We start from the raw sequence: 25,100 nt of genomic DNA on the forward strand, positions 1-25,100 counted from the left end.
TAAAGATGAAAACTTTAATTTTCAGCACTTCCATCCAAAACAAAAAACCAGGCATTGAAAATGCCTGGCTCACATCGAAAAATAATAAATATCTATTTGAATTTATATGCTACACCCACCTGAAAAGCGTTGTTTCTTGCTTTAAAAGCGTCAAAATCATCCTTCATAATATTGGTAAGTCCTGCAGTAAATCTAGCTGTTACCCCAAATTGTGGTGTAAAATAATATCCAGCACCAACACCTATTCCAACATTGAATCTGTTAAAACGATCCATATTTATTTTGTCTGAATATTTTTCACTTTGATAAGACGTGAAATTTCCCGATCTTTCAGTAATGGTAACATCTCCTTTTGATTTACCCCCTAATAGAAACCCAAATTCAGGACCTGCCTCTACATAAAGCTGAGGAAGAATATTATACTGTACCATAACTGGTAGAGCAAGATAATTTAAGTTTATTTTGTCGTTTGCCTCAACAGTAACCGTTTGATTTCCTTCAGAATTTCTATATCTTGCTTCTGATTTTGACCCTAACTGGCTGAAAAGAAGCTCAGGCTGAACACTGAATTTTTCTGCTACTGGTATATTTACAAATACTCCCGCATTAAAACCTGCTTTCATTTTCTGATCATTATCATAATAGCCATCTTTTTCGTCATTCCTTGAAATAGTGGTTGCATTGAATCCTGCTTTAACCCCAAAAGTAATAGGAGAAGATGACTTAGTTTTTTCCTGCGCATTTATAAAAAGGCTTCCTGCAAATGCCACTCCTATGAATAATTTTTTCATGATTATTAATTTAAATTTTCATTTCACACTGCAGCAAAATTCCCGCCAAAGAGATAAAATTGATAAAAGTCATATAAAAGCGAAAAAGTCAGATTTAACAAGTAAACCTGGCTTTTTCTATTGAAATCAAAATGTATTCTATTTAGTATGGAAATATAGTTTGTATTTCCGTTATCTATTTCTCTGTTTTAAATCAATATGTAATATCATTTTTAAATTACCCTTTCATTTTGAAATCATAAAGTACAAAATGTATCTTAAAGATCCTCTTAAAACTGATATAATTAATACTCTATACGCAAATTCCTTGCCAAAAAAATTAAATAGAGATTTAGATATAAAAAAACCGGATTACATAAATAATCCGGTTATAATTTTTGTTCTTAAAGCTAAACGTTAAGCTTAGAATTTATAAGATAAACCAGCTTGGAATACTCCATTTTTAGCAGAGTCACCACCGATTCTGTCTTTAACAACATCTGTTAAACCTGCAACATATCTCAAGTTAACACCGATGTTAGGAGTGAAGTAGTATCCTGCACCAAGACCAAGTCCGAAATCAAAAGTTTTCATTCCGTCTTTGATATCATAAGATCCAGAGTTATCTTTTCCTTTTGCGCTTACTAGGAATCCAAATTGAGGACCAGCTTCTACATATAAGTTAGGAAGAGCATTGTACTGGAACATTACCGGTACAGCAATATAATCTAAATTAACTTTATCACTGCTGTCATATTTAGATTTTGCTCCTACACCGCTATAAATTACTTCCGGTTGCACAGAGAAATCCTGAGCTACTGGAATTGTAGCAAATAACCCACCGTAAAATCCTACTTTTGAATTAGCCTCGAAGTTTGAAATATTAGAAACGTTAAGACCTGCTTTAATTCCAAATCTCACTGGAGAAGAAGCTGTATTACTTGAAGTTTTTTGTGCGAAAGAGAAAGTACCTGCTACTAATGCTAGGCCTAAAAGAATCTTTTTCATAAGTTTTTATTTAATAGTTTTTAAGTTTTGTTTAACAATTTCTTTATATTCAAATTGCGTGCCAAAAAAGGCATATTGATATTATTTATCTTTATAATAGGGCATTATGGATGGTAATTTTAAATTCATACCATAGAAAAGCAACTATATTTCATTAACATAATTTAAGATTTATAATAAAAAAAGACCAGATTAAAAATTTAACCTGATCTTTTATTGAATATAAAATTTGTTACTGAATGTTTAAGAAGCTTAATTGAATTTATAAGCTAATCCTACCTGGAATACATTGTTTCTGATTGCATCAGATCCACTAGGTCTGTTTTTTGCAATATCCGTTAAACCGGCAACATATCTGGCTGTGATTCCAAAGTTTGGAGTGAAGTAGTATCCTGCTCCTAAACCAACACCAAAGTTAAATGTATTCAGGTTATCTTTATAATTGTCTGTTGTAGAAGACTGACCTGTAGATTCATTTTTAACTTTGTTCTTAGCACTTACCATGAATCCGAACTCTGGTCCAGCTTCTAAATAAAGGTTAGGAAGTGCGTTGTACTGGAACATTACCGGTACTGTAATATAATCTAACTTAGTAGAATTTGAGATGGTTGTACTGTTGTTTAACTTATAGTCAGATTTCTCTCCATACTGAGAGTACAATACCTCTGGCTGGATGCTGAATGAAGACGCTACCGGGATGTTGGCAAATACACCAGCATTGAATCCGATTTTAGATTTTTGGTCATCTAAGCCTTCAGTCTTTGAAATTGAAGAAACGTTCATTCCTCCTTTTACCCCAAATGATACAGGGCTAGAAGAAGTTTTTTGTTGAGCGAACGCTAATGTTCCTGCAGTTACTGCTAATCCTAAAATTAACTTTTTCATAACTTTAAATTTTTAATTTTTACTCTTTCTTAATTTTAAATTTTACTACTTGTCCACATTTCTGTTGAACGCTGGAGATCTTTCAAATTGCTTGCCAAAAAATAATTCTGAGGATAAAATCAATAACAAAACCACCTGAAAAACAAGTGGTTTTGTTGTTACAGTGTTGGCTTACAGTTAATTAAAAAACTAATTAAACATTTGTTTAGAAGTAATCTAAATTGACAATTTTGTTAAAACAATCATTTAAAAAATAGAATAATTCACTAACACCGGTTATGCATCATTCAGTTTTCGGTAAAAAGATAATGATTCAATGATGTTTTTTTGGCTGCACTGGTAATCATAATTACATTCACCAATACCGGTAAGCAGAGAGAAATTAATCTTACTGTCCACATTCTTTTTATCATTTAAAAGCAATGCTGTAATATCTTCATCTTTAAAATCACTGATATCTAAATAAGGATAATATCTCTGGATGTTTTCAATGATTGTTTTTGAATCTTCTTCTGAAATAAGATTTTCAAGATATGCCAGATGGGCTTCACAAATCATTCCCATTGCAACAGCCTCACCATGAAGAATAGGGTTTTCTTGCTGTAAACACAGACTTTCCACCGCATGACCTATTGTATGTCCGAAGTTAAGGGTTTTTCTGATATTGCTTTCATGGAAGTCTTTTTCTACAACGTCCTGTTTAATATCCATAGAATTCTGGATGTAAGGGGTTACAGCTTCCACATCAAGTTTATGAAGCTGAATCAGCTGATTCCAGTGAGCTTTATCTGCAATAAGGCCATGTTTCAACATTTCAGCAAATCCACTTCTTAATTCTTTAAAAGGCAATGTTTGTAAAAATTTAGGATAAATAAAAATTTGTTCAGGGAAAGCAAATGTTCCCACCATATTCTTATAATGCATCAGATCAATTCCTGTTTTCCCGCCAATAGAGGCATCACACATAGATAAAAGGGTAGTAGGAATATTAATGAACTTAATTCCTCTTTTATAGGTAGATGCTACAAAACCACCCATATCTGTAATGACACCGCCCCCCAGGTTAATAACCAATGCTTTTCTGTCTGCCTGCATTTCTGTAAGAATTTCCCAAAGCTGATTGGCTGTCTGGATATTCTTCATTTCTTCTCCTGCTTCAATCTCCAGGATTTCAAACCCAAGATCTGTCTCCATATTGCCTAAAAGAACGGGAAGGCAGTATTCATGAGTGTTTTCATCCACCAAAATAAAAATTTTACTGAATGTTTTCTCGTGAAGAAAGGTGTTAAGCTGAGAAAAATTATCGTTTAATATTGTTATCATTTTCGAAAATATGTAAGGTTAAAATGTAAACTATACTGCAAAGTTATGATTCTTAATTTTTAACTCGTAACTAAATTACTATCTTTGCAGAAATTTTTAGAATGAGCAGAGATAATAATAATTCAGACAGACCAAAGAGACCAAGAATTTCAACCAAGAAAAGTTCTGATGATTCTCGTGCTTCCAGATCTGGAAATTCTTCAGGATCAAAACCTTTTAAAAAGCCTTTCTCTAAAGATGGGGCAAGAAAAGGTCCCGAACATTCAGGATCCAACTCAAGATTTGAAAAGAAACCTTTCAAGAAAAACACCGGAAGTTTTAATACCTCTAGTGATGATTCTGAATCAAAATCTGAAAGTAGGGCTTATATCACGAATAAAAGTGAAAGCTACGAAAAGAAATCTTTTGGAAAACCTAAGAGAGGTGGAAAAAACTTCGATGCCAGAGATAAGTATGAAAGAGGCAGCTTAAAATATGGTAGAAGACCATCTAATGGAGATGATAGAAGTGAGGACAAGACAAGATCTTTTGTACAAAAGAGAAGATTGAATAAAATCGAAAAAGATGTTCATAAAGACAGCATCCGTCTTAATAAGTATATTGCTAATTCCGGAATCTGCAGCAGGAGAGAGGCTGATGAGCTTATCACACAAGGGCTTGTAGAGGTAAATGGAAAGGTAGTAGATGAAATGGGATATCAGGTACAGAAAACCGACAGAGTTGTTTTTGACGGACAAAGTATTACACCGGAAAAACCGGTTTATGTTCTTCTTAACAAACCAAAAGGGTATATTTCTACTACTAAGGACGATAAAGCAAGGAAGACAGTAATGGATCTTGTAGCAAATGCTTCTCCTTACAGATTGTTCCCAGTGGGGAGACTAGACCGTTCTACGACAGGGGTTATCTTATTGACTAATGACGGACACATGACTAAAAAGCTGACGCATCCATCTTTTGATGCTAAGAAGATTTATCATGTAACCTTGGATAAGAAGCTGACTGGTGAAGATTTGCGTCTTATTGCAGAAGGAATCCGTCTTGATGAAGGGGTAGCAGTAGTTGACCAAATTTCATACATTGAAGGTAAGCCTAAAAATGAGATCGGAATTGAGATCCACATCGGATGGAACCGTGTTATCAGAAGAATTTTCCAAAGATTAGGATACGAAGTAGAATCTTTAGACAGAGTAATGTTTGCCGGATTAACGAAGAAAAACATTAAGAGAGGTCACTGGAGAATCCTTACAGAACTGGAAGTAAATAACCTTAAAATGCTTTAAAATAAAGATAAGCTATGAACTCCGGTTCAGGCTTTGATTGAAATCATTATATTTTAAGTGTAAAAAATAAAAAGCGCAGAAACTAGCTTTCTGCGCTTTTTTATATTATTAATTTGCAGCGTCCTGGAGACTCGACCATCAGCATGAGGAGATAGGATTGATTCCATGTGCTGATGGAGGCACCAGTCTTGATGATTGGACCATAAGTGGAGCTTTATTTGAAAATGCGGTATCACAGGCCAAACTTGCACAACGAACAAGTCAGATTGCAGATATCCTTTGGCATCAGGGCGAAAATGACTGTTCTCCGGAAAAAGCTGAGAGATATGGTGAGAAATTTTCTGTAATCATGGAAGCATTACGTCAGGAATTAAATATTCCGGAAGTTCCTCTAGTGATAGGAGGTTTAGGAAACTTCCTATCCGAAGGGATCTTTGGGCAGTATTTTGCTTCATACCCGTTAATTAATCAAGCATTGGAAGGATTTTCGGAAACTCATGCAAACTGTTACTTTATTACGGCAAAAGGACTTACAGCTAATGCTGACAACATTCATTTCAATGCCATGTCACAAAGAGTATTGGGTGTGAGATATTATAGTGCGTTCCGTGATTTAAAACATCTTCTTAATCCTCATCATGATGAAGAAAGTATATTAGCAACAATCTATAACCGTTCTTATACAAAAACAGAAAAAATCAAACTGCTGGAACATGAATTTGCAGTTGGAAATATTGAACCTAAAGATTTTCTGTCAGAATTAACTATACTGAATCAGGAGTGATATATTAATGTCAATAAAATAAAACAGTACCAGTGATGATACTGTTTTATTTTTATACATTTTAGGATGTCATTACTATGTTATCCAAGTACGGTTACTCCTTTTTCAATCATTTCATAGATTGCATCTCTGCCATTATCAGGTTTTACATTTACAGCTTTGGTTCCGTTGAAGTGAAGACAGGTAATATATCCGTTTGCTACAGCATCCTGAGCTGTGAATTTTACACAATAATCCATTGCTAATCCAACGATTTCCACTAACTGAATATCATGGTATTTCAAGAAGTCATCCAATCCGGTTTTCATGAAATGATTATTGTCCTGAAAACCACTATAGCTATCAATTTCAATATTCTTTCCTTTCTGTATGATATGAGTAACCTTGCTTTGGTTTAAGTCCTTATGAAATTCAGCCCCAAAAGTTCCCTGAATACAATGATCCGGCCACATAAATTGCGGTACACCGTTCAGAATAATACTTTCTCCCACCTTACGTCCGTTGCTGCTTGCAAAACTTTTATGTCCCACAGGATGCCAATCTTGAGTTAAAATGATCTGGTCATATTCATTTTCTTCCATCAGAAGATTGATATAAGGAATAATCTCATTGGCTTCCGGTACTGCTAATGCTCCGCCTTCACAAAAATCATTCTGTACATCTACTATTATTAATGCTTTTTTCATATTTTGATTTCTCGAATTTTTGATAAATTTACAAAACTAATTGGCAAAAATTTGTCCAAAACTGAATTATCGGACAAAACGGCAAAAAAAATTAAAGGTTGGAAGCTGGAAGAAAGAAGTTGGAAGTTACTTTTAGTGATACAACAACGAACTGTCAGCTTTAAAAGGAGTATCATCATTTTTTTGACCATCATTACTTCCATCATCCATCATCCATCATCCAGCCTTTTAGCGTATCTTTGCAGCAAATAAATAGTTTTTATGTCATTTGAATCGTTAGGATTATCACACAATATTATTCGTTCTGTTAAAAAACTGGGATATTTGAAGCCTTTTCCCATTCAGGAACAAGCCGTACCTGTTATTCTGCAAGGGAAAGATCTTATGGGAATTGCACAGACAGGTTCCGGAAAAACAGCTTGTTTTGTAATGCCTATTTTAGAAAAGCTACAGAATACAGAAGCCAAGAAAGGGCGTAATGTCCAGGTTTTAATATTGGTTCCTACTCGTGAATTAGCTATTCAGATTGACGACGTTTTCAGAGCATTCACAGAAAATTTGAAACGTGAAATACGAACTATGGCGGTTTATGGTGGAGTTTCTATCAACCCTCAGATGAAAGGAATGTTTGGAGTAGAAGTCCTTATAGCAACTCCAGGACGTTTATTAGATTTGATTGATCATAATGCGCTGAGTATTTCAGAAATTCAGCATTTGGTAGTTGATGAAGCGGATAAAATGTTTCAGTTAGGTTTTGGAGAGGAGATGAATAAGCTTTTTGCTTTGATGCCTGTAATGAAACAGACGACTTTATTCTCAGCAACTTTAAATGATAAAATTGCTGAAATGAAAGAACGTTTATCTATTAATCCAACAATTATTGAAATTAAAAAAGAAGAAGTTGAGATTGATAATATTGAACAGTTTGCTTATCATGTTTCTCCGGAAAATAAGGGGCCTTTTTTACGATATCTCATTAAGGAAAAGAAAGTTGAAAAAGCTTTGATATTTGTTTCATCTACGAGATCTGCTGACAATTTAGTAGAAAAACTTAAAAAGAATAAAATTAAGGCAGTGGCTATTCACAGTCAGAAGTCCCAGGGTGCCCGAAGAAATAATTTAGAAGAATTTAAATCTGATGGAGCCCAAATTTTAGTGGCTACAGATTTAATCGGGCGTGGAATTCATATCGATTATCTGCCTTGTGTTATCAATTATGAACTGCCGCGTTCTCCTTTGGATTACATTCACCGAATTGGTAGAACAGGCCGTGCCAACGAAAAAGGAACTGCCATTAATATTCTGACAGATGATGAGCTGCAGCATTTTAGAGTAATTCAAAAGAAAATGGGTAAAAAAGTACCTTTGGAAAGAACAGAAGGAATTAACCTGCATGGTTACTAAAATAAATTAAAATAAAAAGTTCCGATTATACACAATTGGAGCTTTTTTGTATTCCTTACTATAATCATTACAATTAACATTTTTTTCATATTCAAATTTCTCGAATTTTAATAAATTTACAGAATCGGATAAAAGCTTGCCCAAAACTGGATGACCATACAAACCAACAATAATTAAAAGTTAAAAACCTGAACTATGAATGATCTTGAGAACAAAAAATTTCCAATAGGACCGTTTGAAGCACCGGAAAACATCTGTGATACCACTTTAGACACCTATATTAAAGAAATTAAAGACTTTCCTGGAAAACTGAAGAATCTCATTGAACATTTTACAGACGAACAGCTTGATACGCCTTACAGAGAAGGAGGGTGGACAGTGAGACAGCTTGTTAATCATATTGCTGACAGCCATACCAACAGTTTTATCCGTTTTAAGTTAGCGCTTACCGAAGATAACCCAACCATCAAACCTTATGATGAAGCTAAATGGGCTGAACTTCAAGACAGCATTCACATGCCGATAAAGCCAGCCATGAGAATATTAAAAGGAACTCACCAGCGATGGACAACACTTCTTAAAAGTCTTACCAATAAACAGTTTGAAAGAACCTTTCATCATCCTGAACATAACAGAAATTATAATTTAAGGGACAACCTTGCCTTATATGTCTGGCACTGTAACCATCATTTTGCCCATATTGAAAACCTGAAGAAAGAAAAAGGTTGGTAAAAAAGTACTTGACTCATCCAATATATTATAAGGAAATTACAGAAAGGATTTCGAAATTATCTGCAGACAGCCAAAAAAAATGGGGAAAAATGGATGTCTGCCAGATGCTAACACATTGTGATCTAGTTCTTCAGGTCGCCCTGCGAAAAATTGAACTTCCTTCCATTAATCCTCTCTTTGAGACCATAGGGATCGTTACAAAATTGGAAATGTATGTTTTCAATAACGGAATTCCCAGAAACATGCCTACTTTTCAAAAACTAATCGTTAATTTTGAGTGTGATTTTGATGAATCAAAAACCAATCTACTGAAAACGCTGGAAGAATTCCGGGAAGCCTGTGAAAACAGAAAACTACCTGATAGACACAGATTATTCGGAAACATGACTGAAAAAGACTGGGAATTTTTAGAATATAAACATCTAGATCATCACTTAAAACAATTTAATGTATGAGTTTTTTTGATAAAATATTCGGTGGAAATAATAATGAAACCTCTGATCAAAAATCTTTCTGGAAAAATATAAAGTCTGAACAAGACCTGGAAAAAGCCATTGAAAGTTCTTATCAACATAAAATAGCAATATTCAAGCATTCAACAAGCTGTTTTATCAGCAAGACTGTATTGAGAAATTTTGAAAAGGAGGTTGAGAACTCTGATCAGGAGGTAGAAGTATATTTTCTTGATTTATTAGCTCACCGATCTCTTTCCAATAAAATTGCTGAGGATTTCGGGATAAGGCATGAAAGCCCACAGCTGATTGTTATTGAAAACGGAAAGCCCGTTAACAGCGCTTCGCACCAGGACATTTCTTTAAGCCAGATTGTATAATGAAGAATATTAATAATTATTTAGCCAAAGTTTTAAATGTTCCTCTTCAAAATGTGAACACCTGCAGCCTGCATTATGAAGTAAAAAAGATTCCTAAAAATCAGTTTCTTCTTCAGTATGGTGAAATATGCCGACATATATTCTTTGTAGAAAAAGGACTCTTGAAAATGTACTCTATTGATAAAAACGGAAAGGAGCATATTATACAGTTTGCTCCTGAAAGCTGGCTGATTTCTGACCGAAGCAGTCTTTATTTCAATGAAAAATCCAATTATTATATAGAAGCAGTAGAAGATTCTGAAGTTTTGTTTCTGCATCCTGATTTCTTCAATAAATTAGTAGAACAATTCCCGAACAGTATTGAGCGTAGCGATTTTCTGCTTCAGAAACATATCAGAAGTCTTCAAAACAGGATCAATTCTTTATTGGGAGAAACGGCAGAGGAAAGATATATGAAATTTATTAAAATGTATCCTGATCTGCTTCTTAGAGTTCCTCAATGGATGATTGCCTCTTATCTTGGTATTACTCCGGAAAGTTTAAGCCGTGTAAGGAAAGAACTGGCAAGAAAGAACTTCGTTCCGGATAATAAATAATATAGAATGGAAGCTGGAAGAGGGAAGTAGGAAGTTATATTGAACACATAAGAACTTCGGATGCTATTGTTAAAGTATTCTTTACAATTGCAATATGAATAAATATGGAAGTAATTATTTTTACATTTCCATCTTCCAGCCTCCATCTTCCTTACTTCAAATAAATCTTTTTAGCGAGCTGTCCAATCTGCTTGAGTTTTGCCTGCGTATCTTCTGACCAAGGAAGTCCAATACAAAGTCTCATACAGTTTTCAAACTGTTTCTGGAAAGTAAACATTCTTCCGGGAGCAATACTTATATTCTGTTTGATGGCAAGATCATAAAGCTCTGTAGTACGGATTTTCTTATCAAATTCTACCCATAAGGACAATCCTCCCTGTGGGCGACTGGTTTTGGTTCCTTCCGGAAAGTATTCAGCGATGGTTTGTACATAATTCTGATAATTACTTTGCAACGTCTTTCTAAGCTGCTGAAGATGCTTTTCATACCTTCCGGACTTCAAGAAGTTAGCAACAGCCTCATTCACAATTGAAATAGAAGATGTGGAATGCAAAAGTTTAAGCTTTAAGATCTTATCTTTATATTTTCCAGGCGCAATCCAGCCTACACGATATCCCGGAGCCAATGTTTTTGAAATAGAGCTACAATACAGCACATTCCCATCTTTATCAAAAGATTTGCAGCATTTCGGACGGGTAGAGCCAAAATAAAGGTCTCCATACACATCATCTTCAATCAAAGGAATATTATTTTCTGAAAGGATTCTTACAATTTCTTTCTTATTCTCATCAGGCATGCAGCTTCCCAGAGGAGAATTAAAATTAGGAATCAACAAACACAAATCAATTTTGGGAATCAGTTTTTTTAAGGCCTCAATTTCTATTCCGGTGGTAGGATGGGTGGGTAATTCTAAAACTTTTAATCCCAATCCGTTGGCCAGCTGAAGAATCCCTGGATAACATGGACTTTCAATAGCAATAGTATCTCCTGGTTTCCCTAAGGCCATTAAACAGAAAGATAGGGCATTCATTCCGCCATTTGTAGTAATCAGATCATTTTCATGAAGATTTCCAGCCCATTGTAATGAACGTACAGCAATCATTCTTCTCAGCTTCAGGTTTCCCTGTAGTTCTTCATATTCTGTTCCACCTTCTTTTAATTCTCTTATAGCATGTACAATCTCTTTTTTCAGTTTGGCCTGAGGAAGAAGATCTCCGGATGGAATTCCAATGGAAAAGAAGGTGATATCCTTTTTACCCATATTTTCATAGACTTTACTGATAAGCTCATCAGGTTCGTCATTATTGGCAATCAAAGAAGGACGGCTCACTTCAGGCAACGGAAGCTTTACAGACAACAATTGGCTTACAAAATATCCGGATTGTGGCTTAGATTCTACAAGAGATTGAGATTCCAGCTCAAGAAAAACACGTTTAGCGGTGTTCATGCTTACCTGATGTTCACTGCATAGCATTCTTACAGACGGAAGTTTATCTCCTGCCTTTAATACTCCGCTTTTGATCTGGGAGGCGATGCCATCTGCTATTTCTGTATATAAAAATTCTTTACTCATTTTTTTAACTGTACTCATACAAATATACAAAACTGATACTGTGTTTGTTTGTTTTTCCTCTTTAATTTTGTCCTTATAATTAAAAGTTTATCAAAATGATGACAAATACAATTTCAAAAGACCAGGCTTTAAGCGGCTGGATCAATGGTTTCATAGGCGTATTGCTATTTAGCGGTTCTATGCCAGCCACCAAGCTTGCAGTGATGGAAATGGATCCTATATTTGCAACAATTGCCCGTGCAGTGATTGCAGGAATCTTAGCGCTTTCCGTTTTATTGATTTATAAGGAAAAACGCCCGGCAAAACATCAGTTATTTTCCTTAGTACTGGTTGCTATAGGGTGTGTCATAGGATTTCCTTTACTTTCTTCATTAGCCTTGCAGTATCTTACCTCTGCTCATTCTATTGTATTTTTAGGAATGTTACCTTTGGCTACTGCTATTTTCGGGGTTTTCCGTGGTGGAGAGAAACCACATCCTGTATTCTGGATGTTTTCTGTGATTGGCAGCCTTTTAGTTGTTGGCTATGCTTTTTCTCAGGGTATTTCCGCTTCTCCAATTGGAGATATTCTGATGCTTGTGGCCATCATTCTGTGTGGAATGGGCTATGCAGAAGGAGCAAAACTATCTAAAACATTGGGCGGATGGCAGGTTATTTCATGGGCTCTGGTTATATCTTTACCTATTATGCTCCCTTTATTTTTTATCTATTTCCCTTCCAATATTGAATCCATAAGCTTTAAAGGTTGGTTTGGATTAGGTTATATTTCCCTGTTCAGTATGTTTATCGGGTTTATATTCTGGTATAAAGGATTGGCACAGGGTGGAATTACCACTGTAGGACAGCTTCAGCTATTACAACCATTTTTCGGTCTTGCTTTAGCGGCATACCTTCTTCACGAACAGGTAAGCATAGGCATGTTGGGAATTACAGTTGGAGTGATTCTATGCGTTGTAGGTACTAAAAGATTTGCAAAATAGGGATTAGCACCCATGTATTATAAGGTTTAAGCCCGTTATCATCAATGAAAACGGGTTTTGCTATTCTATATAGTCATTTCATCCAATAAGATCCGGATCTAAATATTGAGAATAGTCCTTAGGCTTTAAGTACTTTAGGTTTAGCTTTCATCACCGCGAAATATGATGAAGTAAAGGCAGATAAACTTTGATAACCTACTTTGTAGGCTACTTCACTTAACGTATATTGTTTTGTATCAATAAGTTCAATGCTTTTTAATATTCTGGTCAGTTGAAGGTATTTTTGTAAGGTAATTCCTGTTTCATTTTTAAAGTTTCGCTGAAGGCTTCGTACTGACATTTGTGCTTTGGCCGCCAGGGAATCAATATCCAGATTATATTTAAAATTGGAATTGATATCATTACAGACAGGAATTAATCTTGTATCCTTAGGAATAGGAATTTCAAGCCCATTACTTTCTTTGCAAAAGTTCGGAAGACTCTTTAATATGGCTTTAAAGAAAATATCCTGTTCTTCGTTTTCATCCAAAGACTGGTTCCATTTTGAAGCATACAGCAGCATTTCTTTCAAAACAGGAGGAACAGCAAATACATGAACATTCTGATAAAAGTCTTCTTCAAAAACAGATTTGAATAAAAAGACCATCAGATTAACTGTTTTTGCTTCTGAAGTAATTTTATGTGCTTTTCCGGACGGAACCCAGATCACGTGATGCTGAGGAACCAGATAGATTTTCTGATCAATATGAAAATACTGGTAACCCTCTTCCACAAAAGTAAGCTGTGCACGTTTATGAACATGCTCGTAGTCGTCGTGTTTCCAGTCTTTTTCAAGCCATACATAAGCTTCTTTTTCGATGGTGTCTACAAACTGGCTCTGTGTTTTTTCAATCAGTCCACATTTCATGCTGTCGTTTTGTATATATTTTTTGGCAAATTTAATAAAAACGACAATATTAATTTTGTATCATTAATTTATATCCTGTTCAGAATGAAAAAAATATGTTCTTTTTTTATTTTAATTTTACTATTTAACACCACACAGATTATGGCACAGCATAAAGCTAAAATACTGGTTCTTATCCATTCAGACAATGGCGGAACCTACGAACTGGCAAAAGAAATTGCCAAAGGTATTGAGAGCGAGAATAATGCTACTACTTATATCAAATTGGTTAAGTCCTCACAGAATCAAAATCTGAAAGGGTTACCGGTTGCAACAGTAGACGAGCTAACCGACTATGACGGAATTGCTTTTGGATCACCGGTTTACTTCGGAAATATCAGTACCGGAATGAGTGAATTTTTATCTAAAACTGTTCAGCTTTGGACCAATCATGCTTTGGAAGGAGTTCCGGCAACTGTTTTTATGTCTGCAGGAAGCGGTGCGGGAAAAGAACTGGCTCTTCAGGCTTTCTGGAACAGTCTTGCCGTACATGGAATGATACTGGTATCTAATGGAATCCGTGGAACTGAAGAGCTGAATAAAGCTATTCCACAAGGAAATTCAGTACTGGGAATTACCACTATGGCTTCTCTGAAGGATGTTGAACGTCCTACAAAAGGAGAGGGAGCTCTGGCGGAGCTTCAAGGCAGAAATTTTGCAAAAGTATCGTTGGCATTAAAAGATACACGTCCGAAAAGGACTGCTGCCATTGTTGAAAATCATCAGAATTTTAATGAAGTTTTAAAACAAAAAAATATTATTCTTCCACAAGTTCCTAAGCCTGCAGGAAATTATCAGCCATTTGTACGTTCAGGAAACCTTGTTTTCATCAATCAGGTTGCTTTAAAGGATGGAAAAATTTTCAATGCCGGAAAGTTAGGGGTAGATGTTACTGAACAGCAGGTAAAAGATGCTACCAGAGTTACTATGCTGAATGTTCTGTCTGTTCTTAATGAAGCTGTTGGCGGTGATCTCGGCAAGGTAAAACAATGTGTGCAGCTTACGGGCATCTTTAATACAAAAGATGATTATACCAAACATGCTGATCTGATGAATATAGCTTCTGATCTTACAGCGGAGGTTTTTGGAGATAAAGGAAAACATGCAAGAGCAACATTTGGGGCTTCTTCTATTCCTGTAAATTCTTCGGTGGAAATTCAGGCTGTTTTTGAAGTAGAGTAACTTTTTCCCGCGGAGCTCACAGATCTCACTGGAAAATATATAATAAATTGATAGCGCAAATAGATTAATATTTGCGCTATTTTTATGCTTTGTTGGGAGATTATTTAATCTCTCACTGGGCAGATTTTTTAACCACAGATAAACAGATTAACACAGATGATTGTGGATGAAAAATTACCAGTTACTTAACAAACAAATAAGATCTGCATTATTCGCGAAATCTGTGAGAATTTTATTAAGAAAGTTGTTTAAAGACTTCTGCAATAATCTGTATACTTTGTTCCAATTGTTCTTCTGAGATGGAACCATAGCTTAACCTGAAACCATTGACATGATTTCGACTGTATTGTTTTGGATGAATGATCTTAATATTTTTCTCCAATAATAATGAAGTAGCTTTATCCCAATCCAGTATTGTTTTTGGGACAATCCAAAAGGCCAGTCCTCCTTCAGGCAGGGTAAAGTGGGCAACATCTTTCATATACTTATTCAAAATACCGTATACGAAGTCTCTTTTGTGTTTATAATGAGTTGTCGCTTTTCTGATGTGTTTTTTTACAGCCCCTTCTTTGATTAACTGCAAAACGGCCTGCTCCATAATTACATCTCCATGTACATCAATAATCTTTCTTAAGCTTCCAATTCTTTGTAATAAATTCTGATTTTTAGTGGCCAGATATCCAATTCTCAATGCGGGTGCCACCACCTTACTTAAGGTTCCGACATATACATAATTATTGAGTTCAGGAAAGCTTGAAATAGGCAGAATAGGTCGGTAACCGAAATGAAATTCATTATCATAATCATCTTCAATGATCGTAATAGTATGTTTATTGGCAAGCTCTATTAATCTTAAACGCCTTGATAAACTTAAAGTTACCATCGTTGGATATTGTCTGTGAGGTGTAATATAGATCGCTTTTATATTTTTATGCTGAGCCAAAAGTTCTTCTATATTATCTACACAAATTCCATTTTCATCTACAGATACGGGCAGAAGTTTTGCTCCCGAGTACTCAAAAGCCTGCCATGCCGGTTGATAACCCGGATCTTCTACAATGACAAAATCTCCGGAAGTTAAAAGACTCTGGGCTGTCAGAAACATTGCCATCTGGCTTCCTCTGGTAATTGAAATTTCATGTTCATGAATTTGCATTCCTCGCTGATGGTTCAGCATTTGGGAGATTGTTTTCCTGAATTCTATATCCCCATGTTCATCTCCATAGCCCATCATTTGCCATTTTGCTTTAATCCCGAAAATCTGCCGGTAGGCTCTTGCCAATTCAGTAACAGGAGCTATTTTACTGTCCGGATGGCCATCATCAAAGGTAATCATCATTCCTTGAGACATCATTAATTCATCTGATGTATCCGATGTTCTGTAAACTTTTTTTTCATGTAAAGCAGGAAGACTTTCAGAAACAAAAATTCCTTTCCTTTCTTTGGAAATTGCCCATTCTTCATTGAGTAATACCTCATAAGCTTCTACTACTGTGTTCCTGTTGATTTTGAGCATCGCTGCCAGATTCCGGCTCCCGGGAAGTGTATCACCGGGCTTTAGCCTTCCGGAACGGATGTCTGCAATAATAGTATCTGCTATCTGTAAATAAACGGCTTTATCAAGCTTTTTATCAATTTCGAATTCTAATTTCCAAGGTCTTAACATCTGGACTATCTATTTATATAAAAACTGAATCATTTAAACAGTCCAAATATAAAATAATTTTGTCAGGCAATAAAGCACAAAATCTTTAAATTTTTAAAATCATGGACAAGAAACAGTTTAGTTCAAAAGACTTTCACGAAACGTATGCAAGACCAAAGTATGTAAAACCGGCTCATTTAATTCATAAAAATGTAGAAAATGCAGGAGAGCACAATCAGTTTTCAACAGAAAGAAAGCATCCGGTTTTCTTTGTGGATCTTCCAAGCAAAAATGTAAGCATGACGATTGGCGGATTGCTACCCGGACAACAAACCAACAGACATCGTCACACTTATGAAACCGTATTGTTTGTGCTTGAAGGAAAAGGCTGGACGGAAGTGGAAGACGAAAGAGTACATTGGGAAGCCGGAGATGCCGTTTACATTCCATCATGGGCATGGCATAAACACCAGAACATGAGTGATACGGAACCTGCCAAATATATTGCCTGCGAAAATGCTCCTCAACTTCAGAACTTAGGTGTTGCCCTGAGAGAAGAAGAGGGTAGAGACCTTTAATCTTCAACTGGTGGAAAGTAGTAAATCTTTTATTTTAAAATACCCCCGGTTTACTACTTTCTGTCAGTTTACTTTTAATTCCATTACAACAAAAAAATCTTTATTTTAAACCAAGAAAATATGAAAAACGTTCCATTTAAAGGAATTATTGCATATCCTATTACTCCGTTTCATGAAAACGATACCATCAATCTTCCGCTTTTTAAAGATATGGTTGAAAAATTAGTAATTTCGGGAAGTCACGGAATTGCATCACTGGGAAGTGCCGGCGTTATGCCTTATTTATCAGACGAAGAAAAGGAAGCAGTAACTGAAGCTACTGTACAGCAGGTAAAAGCCAGAATTCCAACGCTTATAGGAGTTTCTAACCTGACTACGGAAAAAACGATCCACCATGCGCAGTTTGCAGAAAAAGCAGGTGCTGATGCTGTTATGATTATTCCCATGAGCTACTGGAAGCTGACTGATGATGAAATTATAGCTCATTATGATGCTGTAGCCAGCAAAATTTCTATTCCAATTATGGCGTATAATAATCCTGCAACCGGTGGGGTAGATATGTCTCCCGCTCTTTTGAAAAGACTCCTTGAAATTCCTAATGTAACCATGATTAAGGAAAGTACGGGAGATGTACAGAGAATGCATTACCTACGAAAAGAATTGGGGGAAGATGTGGCTTTTTATAATGGTTCCAATCCATTGGCTTTAGCAGCTTTTTCTGCAGGAGCAACAGGCTGGTGTACCGCTGCACCCAATCTGATCCCGGAACTTAATCTCAATCTTTATGAGGCAATTCAGCAGAACGAATTGCATAAGGCACAGGATATTTTTTACAAACAGGTAGAGTTATTGAAATTTATTGTGGCTAAAGGATTACCCAGAGCGGTTAAAGCGGGATTGGATATTTTGGGAGAAGAAAGTGGTTATTTAAGAAACCCTCTAAAACCATTGACAGAAATTGAAACTGAAGAACTGAAAAAGATTCTCAATGAAATAAGAAACTGATTTATATTAGAAAACTAAAGGGAGCAAATGTTTTCCTTATATGCTGCTTATTTAAACCATTAAGATGTTAAAAGAATAAGAAGAGTTGAAACTGTTTCATGAAGGAGTATGCTTAATGATTCTTAACACCTTCATTAATCTTAATCGTTTAATATTCTGCGAAATTTCTGGTGAAAATTATAGTATTTTTAATCGTCACGGATGCACGGATAATTTTTTACTCGTGTATTCGTGGCTAATAAAAAAGCATAAAAATCTGTCTCATCTGTGGTAAAAATTTATGTACATTTGAATATGCAGATTTCACCCCCAAAACATCTGGCACCCTTCATCCGGCATTATATCTTTCTGGAAAATAATAGAAAGGATATAAAGAACGTCAGATTATTTACTGATGGCAGCAGCGGATTGATTTTGTCTGCTCATACGAATCTGTTTTCTCATCATTCGGAAGAGCATATACCGGCTTCTTTTTTTTATGGAACATTGAACAGTTATAAAGATTTTTATTCAAAAGGTAATTTTTCCTTTATAGCAGTGGTTTTTCAACCTTACTTTTTAAATATGCTTCTGAAAACCTCTGCAAAAGAAGTTAAGAATCAGATTATTTCTGTGGAAGATGTATTAAAGGACAAATTCACTCCTTTCCAAGACAGGATTTTTTATAAAACAGATCCATTAACGGTTATTGGTGATCTGAATATTTTTTTCTCACAATTTATATCGAAAGAGATTGGAGCTGATTATCAACTTATAGGAGCTATTCAGCAATATATTCTACAGCATAAAGGTTCTGTATCATCCAGAGATCTGGAAAACTTTACAGGATATTCTGAACGGCATCTGGAAAGAAAGTTTGAAGACTATCTGGGCATTTCTCCTAAAAAATATACTAATATTATTCGTCTTCATTATTTTTTAAGCCTTATGAATCAAGGAATCTGGGATGAAAATATAACTACACTTTCTTATCATGCCGGTTATTCTGACCAATCCCATCTGATTCGGGAGTTTAAAAAGAATGTAGGTCTCACTCCCGGACAGTATGCCCATACTGAAAATAAAATGGCCGTCAACTTCATTGAACTGTAACTCTCATGTCGGTTTTATACAATTTTTCTTTGGCAAACTGATATAGATTTGCTGAAAAAAATAATGAATATTAAAATTTCAACCGCACAATTTGAAAACAAGAGTGGTGATAAAGAATATAACCTGGGGGTTATAGAAAAACTGTCTCAACAGGCTTCTTCAGAAGGTTCCGATGTCATTGCTTTTCACGAATGTTCCATTACAGGATATACTTTTGCCAGAACCCTTTCCAAAGATCAACTACTTGATATTGCTGAACTTATTCCTGATGGAGAAAGCATTAAAAGACTACAACACATTGCTAAACAAAACAATATTGTTATTCTGGCCGGGCTTTTTGAAAAGGATGAAAATAACAATCTCTTCAAGGCTTATGTATGTGTAGATGAGACAGGATTGAAAGCCAAGTACAGAAAGCTTCACCCTTTTATCAATCCCCATCTCACACCAGGTAATGAATACTGTGTCTTTGAAATTCTGGGCTGGAAATGTGGTATTCTGATCTGTTATGACAACAATATTATTGAAAATGTAAGAGCTACTAAACTTCTGGGAGCAGATATTATTTTTATGCCTCATGTTACCATGTGTACGCCTTCCACGAGACCAGGAGCTGGTTTTGTAGATCCTCAGCTTTGGGAAAACAGGGTAGAAGACCCTACCTCTTTACGATTGGAATTTAACGGAATGAAAGGGAGAGACTGGCTCATGAAATGGCTTCCAGCAAGGGCTTACGACAATGGTGCTTATATTGTTTTTTCAAATCCTATTGGAATGGATGATGATCAGCTTAAGAACGGCTGCTCAATGATTATTGATCCTTTTGGAGACGTTATTGCGGAGTGTCATTCATTTGAAGACAGTTTTGAATCGGCTTTTATTATTCCTGAAAAACTTACCCAGGCAGGAGGATACCGCTATCTTAATGCAAGACGCCCGGAACTTTACAGAGATATTATCGGAAAAGAACATTCGTCCATGCAAAAAGTAGTATGGCTGAATGAAAAAGAAAATTAAAATATTATTATTCTGATAATTTAATACAATTTAAATAATTTTTATAATACAATTATTCATTGGAAATTTGCATTGTCAACATCAACAAAATTACAATGCAATGAATTATCAAAAAGAAATACAAATTAATACTGCATCAGGAAGTGTAAAAAGCAAAGGCCTTCCTGCTGCATTATGGGCACTTACGATCAGTGCCTTTGGAATTGGAACTACAGAATTTGTAATCGTAGGGCTTCTTCCTACTGTTGCGGGTGATCTTGGGATTACGATTCCTTCAGCTGGATTACTGGTAAGTCTTTATGCAATAGGAGTTGCTATTGGGGCACCAATTTTAACGGCATTAACAGGGAAAATTCCCCGTAAAATGCTTTTGGTTTCCATTATGTTATTATTTGTAATTGGAAACGGATTAGCGTCTATTGCTCCCGGATTTATCACCTTAGTACTGGCCAGAATATTAACCGGATTTGCCCACGGGGTTTATTTTTCCATAGGCTCTACTATTGCAGCATCATTGGTTCCGGAGGAGAAAAGAGCAACTGCCATTTCCATTATGTTTGCCGGGCTTACGCTGGCCATTGTAACAGGAGTACCATTGGGAACTTTTATAGGACAGCATTTTGGATGGAGAGCTACTTTCATTGGTGTTTCTATTCTTGGAATGATAGGATTGGTGGCAAGTTTACTCTTGGTTCCCAATAATTTAAAAAACGGAAAAACAGCATCTATCAAAAGTCAGTTCAAAGTATTAGGGAATAAACGTTTGATTTTTGCCTTTTTAATGACTGCTACTGGCTATGGAGGAACATTTGTGGTATTCACGTATCTGTCACCTATTTTACAGAAAATAACAGGATTTCAGGAATCCACCGTCACTTTTATTCTGTTAGTATATGGTATTGCGATTGCATTAGGAAACCTGATTGGGGGGAAAGTAGCCAATAAAAATCCTTTGAAGGCTCTTTTATGGATGTTTGCTGCCCAGGGATTAACCTTACTGGCATTCTATTTTACAGTAAGCAGTCCGGTTTTGAGTATTATTACTTTGTTCTTTCTGGGTGCACTTTCTTTTGCAACGGTTCCCGGTCTTCAGCTTTTAGTAGTACAGATTGCTGAGAAGGAACTTCCCGGAACTGAGGATGTAGCATCAGGAATCAATATTGCAGCTTTTAATATTGGTATTGCAATTGGATCGTATGCAGGCGGGTTGATTGTAACATCATCATTAGGATTGGGAAGCACTCCATGGATTGGTGCGTTATTCTTAGTGATTACAATCTTAATAACCATCATCAGTATTCGTTTAAGCAAAAAAGCAAACTAATATTCAATCTTACCCAATATCCCAATTGAAGGACTGAACTTTCCCCTCTCTTGGAGGGGTGGCAAAAATTCAAAGAATTTTTGACTGGGTGGTCCATAGCACACATTAAATTATATTTCCAGACACAATATGTTAGATTGAAGTAAATACATGAAGTGAGGTTTTATGAAAAGGGCAGATCAATGATCTGCTCTTTTATATTTTTAATCTGACGCAAAGTTTTTATTATTATGCTGCTTTATTTTAGGGAGCAAAGAAGGAATCAACAAGTTGATTTGACTAAGCTAATGATATAACCTTACTATCTTGGTCTGTCCGGTTTTGTTGGATCAATTGTCTCGTCTGGATTATCACCTTGGATGGGTGGTGTAATTTTAGAAGTAGATGATTCTGTTTTAGTAGAATTTACTTTTATTCCTTGTTTGTTTAAATTTGCACCAATTTTCATAGCTGACTCTTGCGGAGTAACATTTTCATCTCGGTCAGAGCATGAACTTACAGAAAATGCAATAGCTGTACTTGCTGCTAAAATGATTAGTTTTTTCATAGTAATTGTTTTATATTAAGTGGTAAAAATACTAATTAACAGATGATATTTTACTATGTATTTCCCGTTTTTATGAATTGCTGATTCTTTGGATAAAAAAAACCTTCGCTATAAAAAATCTATGCAGCTATTTGCTTTCTCAATGGAAATCATTAAATTAGAGATAATGGTGTTTTGCCAGTGATTAAAAAAACTTTCATATGAAGGAGATTGTTTATGGTTACATTATCAAAGTGATCGAAACAGAGGGAAGAGAGAGTTTTCCCTATGAAGAAATTGCTGAATTATTTGGTTTAAATACTAACCAATATCAAAATTTAGCGAAAAATGCTGGGTGGTACAATTTAAGATTCCGCATTGTAAAAGAAACAATATTCTTTTACAAGATTTAAAATTATTGGCCTTCTCTTTGAGAGGGCTTTTTGTTATATTTGTGAAAAACATAATAATTATGATTGAACAGTTATCTGTTTTACCTGATATATATAAAGGAATTTTTACTGGTGTTATTGGCGCATTTATTACTGGAATTGCCGTTTATTTAAATGAAAAATCTAAACGAAGAGCTTTACTGAATGATAATAAAAGATTAGTTAAAGAAACAGAAAGTATAAAAGCAGATTATAATAGAGAATTAGAAGAGTTAAAGAGAGATCATCAGCTCGAAATTTCAAGAAGAAAACACCAGTACGAAGGAAAAAAAGATTCATATGTAGCTTTTTTCAAAATGATAGATACTTTTTCTGCCGATCAAAATATTAAGTCACAAGAAAAGCTAAGAGATTATATCCATGAGTTCAACAGGAACTTTGGAGATACTCAAAGTAGTCAAAAAAAGGCGACACTTGTCTTTTCGAAAAAAATTCAAGCAATTACAATGGAATCCTACAAAGAATTTATTCGACTAAAGCAGGAAACGAGCGTAATTAAATTAATGGCAAGCGAAGATGTTGTTAATCATTTACAATTAATGGAATTAGGATATGAAAATTTAATGAAAGAATCTGATAAGATGATGAGCGCAATGCCTGTCCTAGTTATGTCGCAAAATGAAGAAAAAATGAAGGCAATGAAAGATGAAATAGAAATAAAGGGAAGAGTCATTAACCAAATCAAGGATGAACTAAACGGTTTGATGAGAAAAGAGCTTAATGAAATATAAATAAAACAGCCCCTTAATTGGGGCTAGCTTAAATGCGTTGTGAAAAAATTTCTAAATCAATTTCTGATGGTTCGAAAATAATTACACTATTACGAAGTAATTCAGCAGGAAAGAATCTTTCAGTTCCATCCTCGCTTGGTACTATCCAACAATTACCTTCATTTTTAATACATTGTTTAATGACTTCTTTGTGTTTGTCAAATCTATCGTTTGGAACATCCACAATGTGTTCAACAGAACCGTGTTTAATTATAATTCTTCTATTCATGATGTTTTTGTTTATTTAGTCAAATTTAACTCTTTTCCTTTAAGTGTGAAGAAAAGATTTTTATATACTATAATACCATATAACGAACCTCACACCTCATAAATCCCATCATCCGTAAACACAAAAAACTTACTTTTCTTAGGAAGATTTTTAGTGTCTAGGCCTGTAAACTCACTGAATGCCGGAAGTAACAGCTGGTTTTCACTAAGGGCAAAACAGGGAAGCCTGATGCTTTTCACAGCAGAATTCAAAACAATCCCCGGATGAATATGACCAGTAATCTGAAAACCGGATCTCTCTTTATCAAAATCATGGATCAACGTAAACGCTCCCAGTTCCAATAAAGATGCTTTAAAATCCAGGCAAAGCTTTTTCTCCAAAGACTCTGAGATACGGTCGTGATTTCCCTCGATAAGATGAAACTGTAAATCAGGATATTGATTTCTCCATTGGCAAAACTCATCTACATCAGAATTATCACCGGCATGAAGAAGATCACCCACTACAATAAATTTTTCAGGCTGGAAATATTCAATGAGTGCAGATAGCCTTTCCAAATCACTTTTCATGATATGATTCGCCAGTGCAATACCATTTTTACGGAAATGAGCGGTCTTTCCAATGTGAAGATCGGAAAGGAGTAAGGCTTTTTCTTTTTCCCAGAACACAGCACGCTGATTGGTTAAGATAAAAACCTCATTGTGAATGATGGTTTCTTTGGTAGCAATAAACACGGACAAATTAGTTCAAAGTTTTGGGTTTAAAGTTTAAGGTTCTCTTCTGCTTACATGAAAATTTTCATCAAAGATATAGGTAATTGGAATTCCGGTTGCAATTTCTCTTTCCAGAATTTCTTCAGGAGATAAGTGTTCCAAATACATGATAAGGGCACGAAGGCTGTTTCCATGGGCAACAATCAATACATTTTCACCTTTCTTCAACAAGGGAGCAATTTCTTTTTCAAAATAAGGAATCACTCTGTTATAGGTATCTTTAAGACTTTCACCACCCGGAGGAACCACATCAAAAGATCTTCGCCAGGTATGCACCTGCTCATCTCCGTATTTCAGTGCGGTTTCTGCTTTATTAAGACCTTCAAGATTTCCGTAAGAACGTTCATTCAAAGCTTTATCCATAACAATGGGAATATTGGGGTTTCCAATTTCATCAAGGATAATGGATAGGGTATGTTTCGCTCTGAGTAAAACTGAAGTAAAGGCAATGTCTATTTTTTCTTTTTTTAAGGCAATTCCTGCATTTTTCGCTTCTTCAATTCCTGTTTCTGTAATATCGATATCCTGCCATCCGGTGAATCTGTTTTCGAGATTCCAGAGTGACTGTCCGTGACGGACTAAAAACAATTTTGCCATTATGTATTTTTTATTTTAAACTTCTAAGAAGCTATACTCTAAGTTACGGTGATTATTTAAACTTATCAAGAAAATTCCGTAAGAATACTAGGCTAACAATAAGATTGA

At 35.3% G+C, this 25,100-nt stretch carries 27 protein-coding genes and 1 pseudogene; 16 read left to right on the top strand and 12 right to left on the bottom strand.

Translation table 11 applies throughout. From position 1 onward, the window contains the following. Positions 1 to 92 precede the first annotated feature (92 nt). The 4 genes from J2772_RS21330 to aroB form a co-directional block, all read right to left on the bottom strand. Positions 93 to 791, bottom strand: a complete 699-nt coding sequence (locus tag J2772_RS21330) for a porin family protein (protein WP_209920227.1) — start codon at positions 789 to 791, stop codon at positions 93 to 95. Between the two features lie 402 nt (positions 792 to 1,193). Continuing rightward, the gene (locus tag J2772_RS21335) at positions 1,194 to 1,778 is read right to left on the bottom strand and encodes a porin family protein (RefSeq protein WP_209920228.1); all 585 of its coding nucleotides are present in this window, start codon (positions 1,776 to 1,778) and stop codon (positions 1,194 to 1,196) included. A 252-nt stretch (positions 1,779 to 2,030) separates the two neighbouring features. Continuing rightward, complete coding sequence (locus tag J2772_RS21340) at positions 2,031 to 2,663, bottom strand: porin family protein (protein ID WP_209920229.1); 633 nt, start codon at positions 2,661 to 2,663, stop codon at positions 2,031 to 2,033. A gap of 276 nt (positions 2,664 to 2,939) precedes the next feature. After that, a complete protein-coding gene (gene aroB, locus J2772_RS21345) occupies positions 2,940 to 3,986 on the bottom strand; it encodes a 3-dehydroquinate synthase (RefSeq protein WP_209920230.1) in 1,047 nt (348 codons plus the stop codon). A 101-nt stretch (positions 3,987 to 4,087) separates the two neighbouring features. On the opposite strand from aroB, the gene J2772_RS21350 reads away from it, so the two are divergent. Both J2772_RS21350 and J2772_RS21355 read left to right on the top strand, forming a co-directional pair. Beyond that, positions 4,088 to 5,269, top strand: a complete 1,182-nt coding sequence (locus J2772_RS21350; protein WP_209920231.1) for a pseudouridine synthase — start codon at positions 4,088 to 4,090, stop codon at positions 5,267 to 5,269. Between the two features lie 124 nt (positions 5,270 to 5,393). Then, positions 5,394 to 6,053: pseudogene (locus J2772_RS21355) on the top strand (sialate O-acetylesterase); the annotation flags it as partial. A gap of 80 nt (positions 6,054 to 6,133) precedes the next feature. On the opposite strand, the gene pncA reads toward J2772_RS21355, so the two are convergent. Continuing rightward, positions 6,134 to 6,739, bottom strand: a complete 606-nt coding sequence (gene pncA / locus J2772_RS21360; protein ID WP_209920236.1) for a bifunctional nicotinamidase/pyrazinamidase — start codon at positions 6,737 to 6,739, stop codon at positions 6,134 to 6,136. 261 nt (positions 6,740 to 7,000) lie between these two features. On the opposite strand from pncA, the gene J2772_RS21365 reads away from it, so the two are divergent. The 5 genes from J2772_RS21365 (at position 7,001) to J2772_RS21385 (ending at position 10,303) form a co-directional block, all read left to right on the top strand. Beyond that, on the top strand, positions 7,001 to 8,143 hold the full coding sequence (locus J2772_RS21365; RefSeq protein WP_209920238.1) for a DEAD/DEAH box helicase: 1,143 nt from the start codon (positions 7,001 to 7,003) through the stop codon (positions 8,141 to 8,143). Positions 8,144 to 8,338: 195 nt separating this feature from the next. Further along, complete coding sequence (locus J2772_RS21370; protein WP_209920240.1) at positions 8,339 to 8,875, top strand: YfiT family bacillithiol transferase; 537 nt, start codon at positions 8,339 to 8,341, stop codon at positions 8,873 to 8,875. Between the two features lie 8 nt (positions 8,876 to 8,883). Then, on the top strand, positions 8,884 to 9,330 hold the full coding sequence (locus J2772_RS21375; protein WP_245365292.1) for a DUF1569 domain-containing protein: 447 nt from the start codon (positions 8,884 to 8,886) through the stop codon (positions 9,328 to 9,330). Then, the gene (gene ytxJ / locus J2772_RS21380) at positions 9,327 to 9,707 is read left to right on the top strand and encodes a bacillithiol system redox-active protein YtxJ (RefSeq protein ID WP_209920247.1); all 381 of its coding nucleotides are present in this window, start codon (positions 9,327 to 9,329) and stop codon (positions 9,705 to 9,707) included. Before J2772_RS21375 ends, ytxJ begins: the two co-directional genes overlap by 4 nt. Then, the gene (locus tag J2772_RS21385; RefSeq protein ID WP_045496653.1) at positions 9,707 to 10,303 is read left to right on the top strand and encodes a Crp/Fnr family transcriptional regulator; all 597 of its coding nucleotides are present in this window, start codon (positions 9,707 to 9,709) and stop codon (positions 10,301 to 10,303) included. Before ytxJ ends, J2772_RS21385 begins: the two co-directional genes overlap by 1 nt. 151 nt (positions 10,304 to 10,454) lie before the next feature. On the opposite strand, the gene J2772_RS21390 is transcribed toward J2772_RS21385, so the two are convergent. Beyond that, a complete protein-coding gene (locus tag J2772_RS21390; RefSeq protein WP_209920249.1) occupies positions 10,455 to 11,876 on the bottom strand; it encodes a PLP-dependent aminotransferase family protein in 1,422 nt (473 codons plus the stop codon). A 95-nt stretch (positions 11,877 to 11,971) separates the two neighbouring features. On the opposite strand from J2772_RS21390, the gene J2772_RS21395 reads away from it, so the two are divergent. Further along, on the top strand, positions 11,972 to 12,856 hold the full coding sequence (locus J2772_RS21395; protein ID WP_209920251.1) for a DMT family transporter: 885 nt from the start codon (positions 11,972 to 11,974) through the stop codon (positions 12,854 to 12,856). Between the two features lie 118 nt (positions 12,857 to 12,974). Here J2772_RS21395 and J2772_RS21400 read toward each other — a convergent pair whose 3' ends face one another. Continuing rightward, positions 12,975 to 13,763 (bottom strand): AraC family transcriptional regulator, encoded by a 789-nt coding sequence (locus J2772_RS21400; protein WP_209920253.1) that lies wholly within the window; start codon positions 13,761 to 13,763, stop codon positions 12,975 to 12,977. An 84-nt stretch (positions 13,764 to 13,847) separates the two neighbouring features. Here J2772_RS21400 and J2772_RS21405 point away from each other — a divergent pair, with 84 nt between their 5' ends. Further along, on the top strand, positions 13,848 to 14,984 hold the full coding sequence (locus tag J2772_RS21405) for an Atu1372/SO_1960 family protein (protein WP_209920254.1): 1,137 nt from the start codon (positions 13,848 to 13,850) through the stop codon (positions 14,982 to 14,984). Between the two features lie 235 nt (positions 14,985 to 15,219). Here the strand turns inward: J2772_RS21405 and J2772_RS21410 are convergent, their stop codons facing one another. Beyond that, complete coding sequence (locus tag J2772_RS21410; protein ID WP_209920257.1) at positions 15,220 to 16,650, bottom strand: PLP-dependent aminotransferase family protein; 1,431 nt, start codon at positions 16,648 to 16,650, stop codon at positions 15,220 to 15,222. A gap of 101 nt (positions 16,651 to 16,751) precedes the next feature. On the opposite strand from J2772_RS21410, the gene J2772_RS21415 reads away from it, so the two are divergent. The 5 genes from J2772_RS21415 (at position 16,752) to J2772_RS21435 (ending at position 21,645) form a co-directional block, all read left to right on the top strand. After that, on the top strand, positions 16,752 to 17,207 hold the full coding sequence (locus J2772_RS21415) for a cupin domain-containing protein (protein ID WP_209920258.1): 456 nt from the start codon (positions 16,752 to 16,754) through the stop codon (positions 17,205 to 17,207). A gap of 120 nt (positions 17,208 to 17,327) precedes the next feature. Continuing rightward, positions 17,328 to 18,212 (top strand): dihydrodipicolinate synthase family protein, encoded by an 885-nt coding sequence (locus tag J2772_RS21420; RefSeq protein ID WP_209920260.1) that lies wholly within the window; start codon positions 17,328 to 17,330, stop codon positions 18,210 to 18,212. 294 nt (positions 18,213 to 18,506) lie between these two features. Then, complete coding sequence (locus J2772_RS21425) at positions 18,507 to 19,304, top strand: helix-turn-helix domain-containing protein (protein ID WP_209920262.1); 798 nt, start codon at positions 18,507 to 18,509, stop codon at positions 19,302 to 19,304. A 63-nt stretch (positions 19,305 to 19,367) separates the two neighbouring features. Further along, complete coding sequence (locus J2772_RS21430) at positions 19,368 to 20,321, top strand: nitrilase family protein (RefSeq protein ID WP_209920263.1); 954 nt, start codon at positions 19,368 to 19,370, stop codon at positions 20,319 to 20,321. A 100-nt stretch (positions 20,322 to 20,421) separates the two neighbouring features. Then, positions 20,422 to 21,645 (top strand): MFS transporter, encoded by a 1,224-nt coding sequence (locus J2772_RS21435; protein WP_245365293.1) that lies wholly within the window; start codon positions 20,422 to 20,424, stop codon positions 21,643 to 21,645. Positions 21,646 to 21,946: 301 nt separating this feature from the next. Here the strand turns inward: J2772_RS21435 and J2772_RS21440 are convergent, their stop codons facing one another. Beyond that, complete coding sequence (locus tag J2772_RS21440; protein ID WP_209920264.1) at positions 21,947 to 22,192, bottom strand: hypothetical protein; 246 nt, start codon at positions 22,190 to 22,192, stop codon at positions 21,947 to 21,949. Positions 22,193 to 22,392: 200 nt separating this feature from the next. Between J2772_RS21440 and J2772_RS21445 the strand changes: the two genes are divergently transcribed. Both J2772_RS21445 and J2772_RS21450 read left to right on the top strand, forming a co-directional pair. Continuing rightward, positions 22,393 to 22,584: a hypothetical protein gene (locus J2772_RS21445; protein WP_209920266.1), complete on the top strand. Its 192-nt coding sequence runs from the start codon at positions 22,393 to 22,395 to the stop codon at positions 22,582 to 22,584. Between the two features lie 59 nt (positions 22,585 to 22,643). Continuing rightward, the gene (locus tag J2772_RS21450) at positions 22,644 to 23,354 is read left to right on the top strand and encodes a hypothetical protein (protein WP_209920267.1); all 711 of its coding nucleotides are present in this window, start codon (positions 22,644 to 22,646) and stop codon (positions 23,352 to 23,354) included. 28 nt (positions 23,355 to 23,382) lie between these two features. Here J2772_RS21450 and J2772_RS21455 read toward each other — a convergent pair whose 3' ends face one another. The 3 genes from J2772_RS21455 to J2772_RS21465 form a co-directional block, all read right to left on the bottom strand. Further along, on the bottom strand, positions 23,383 to 23,622 hold the full coding sequence (locus tag J2772_RS21455) for a hypothetical protein (RefSeq protein ID WP_209920269.1): 240 nt from the start codon (positions 23,620 to 23,622) through the stop codon (positions 23,383 to 23,385). Between the two features lie 89 nt (positions 23,623 to 23,711). Next, positions 23,712 to 24,356 (bottom strand): ligase-associated DNA damage response endonuclease PdeM, encoded by a 645-nt coding sequence (pdeM, locus tag J2772_RS21460; RefSeq protein WP_317194526.1) that lies wholly within the window; start codon positions 24,354 to 24,356, stop codon positions 23,712 to 23,714. Positions 24,357 to 24,389: 33 nt separating this feature from the next. Next, positions 24,390 to 24,992: a 2,3-bisphosphoglycerate-dependent phosphoglycerate mutase gene (locus tag J2772_RS21465; RefSeq protein WP_209920275.1), complete on the bottom strand. Its 603-nt coding sequence runs from the start codon at positions 24,990 to 24,992 to the stop codon at positions 24,390 to 24,392. Between the last annotated feature and the right edge of the window lie 108 nt (positions 24,993 to 25,100).

Source organism: Chryseobacterium jejuense, assembly GCF_017877355.1.
In the GTDB taxonomy this organism is placed as follows: domain Bacteria; phylum Bacteroidota; class Bacteroidia; order Flavobacteriales; family Weeksellaceae; genus Chryseobacterium; species Chryseobacterium jejuense_A.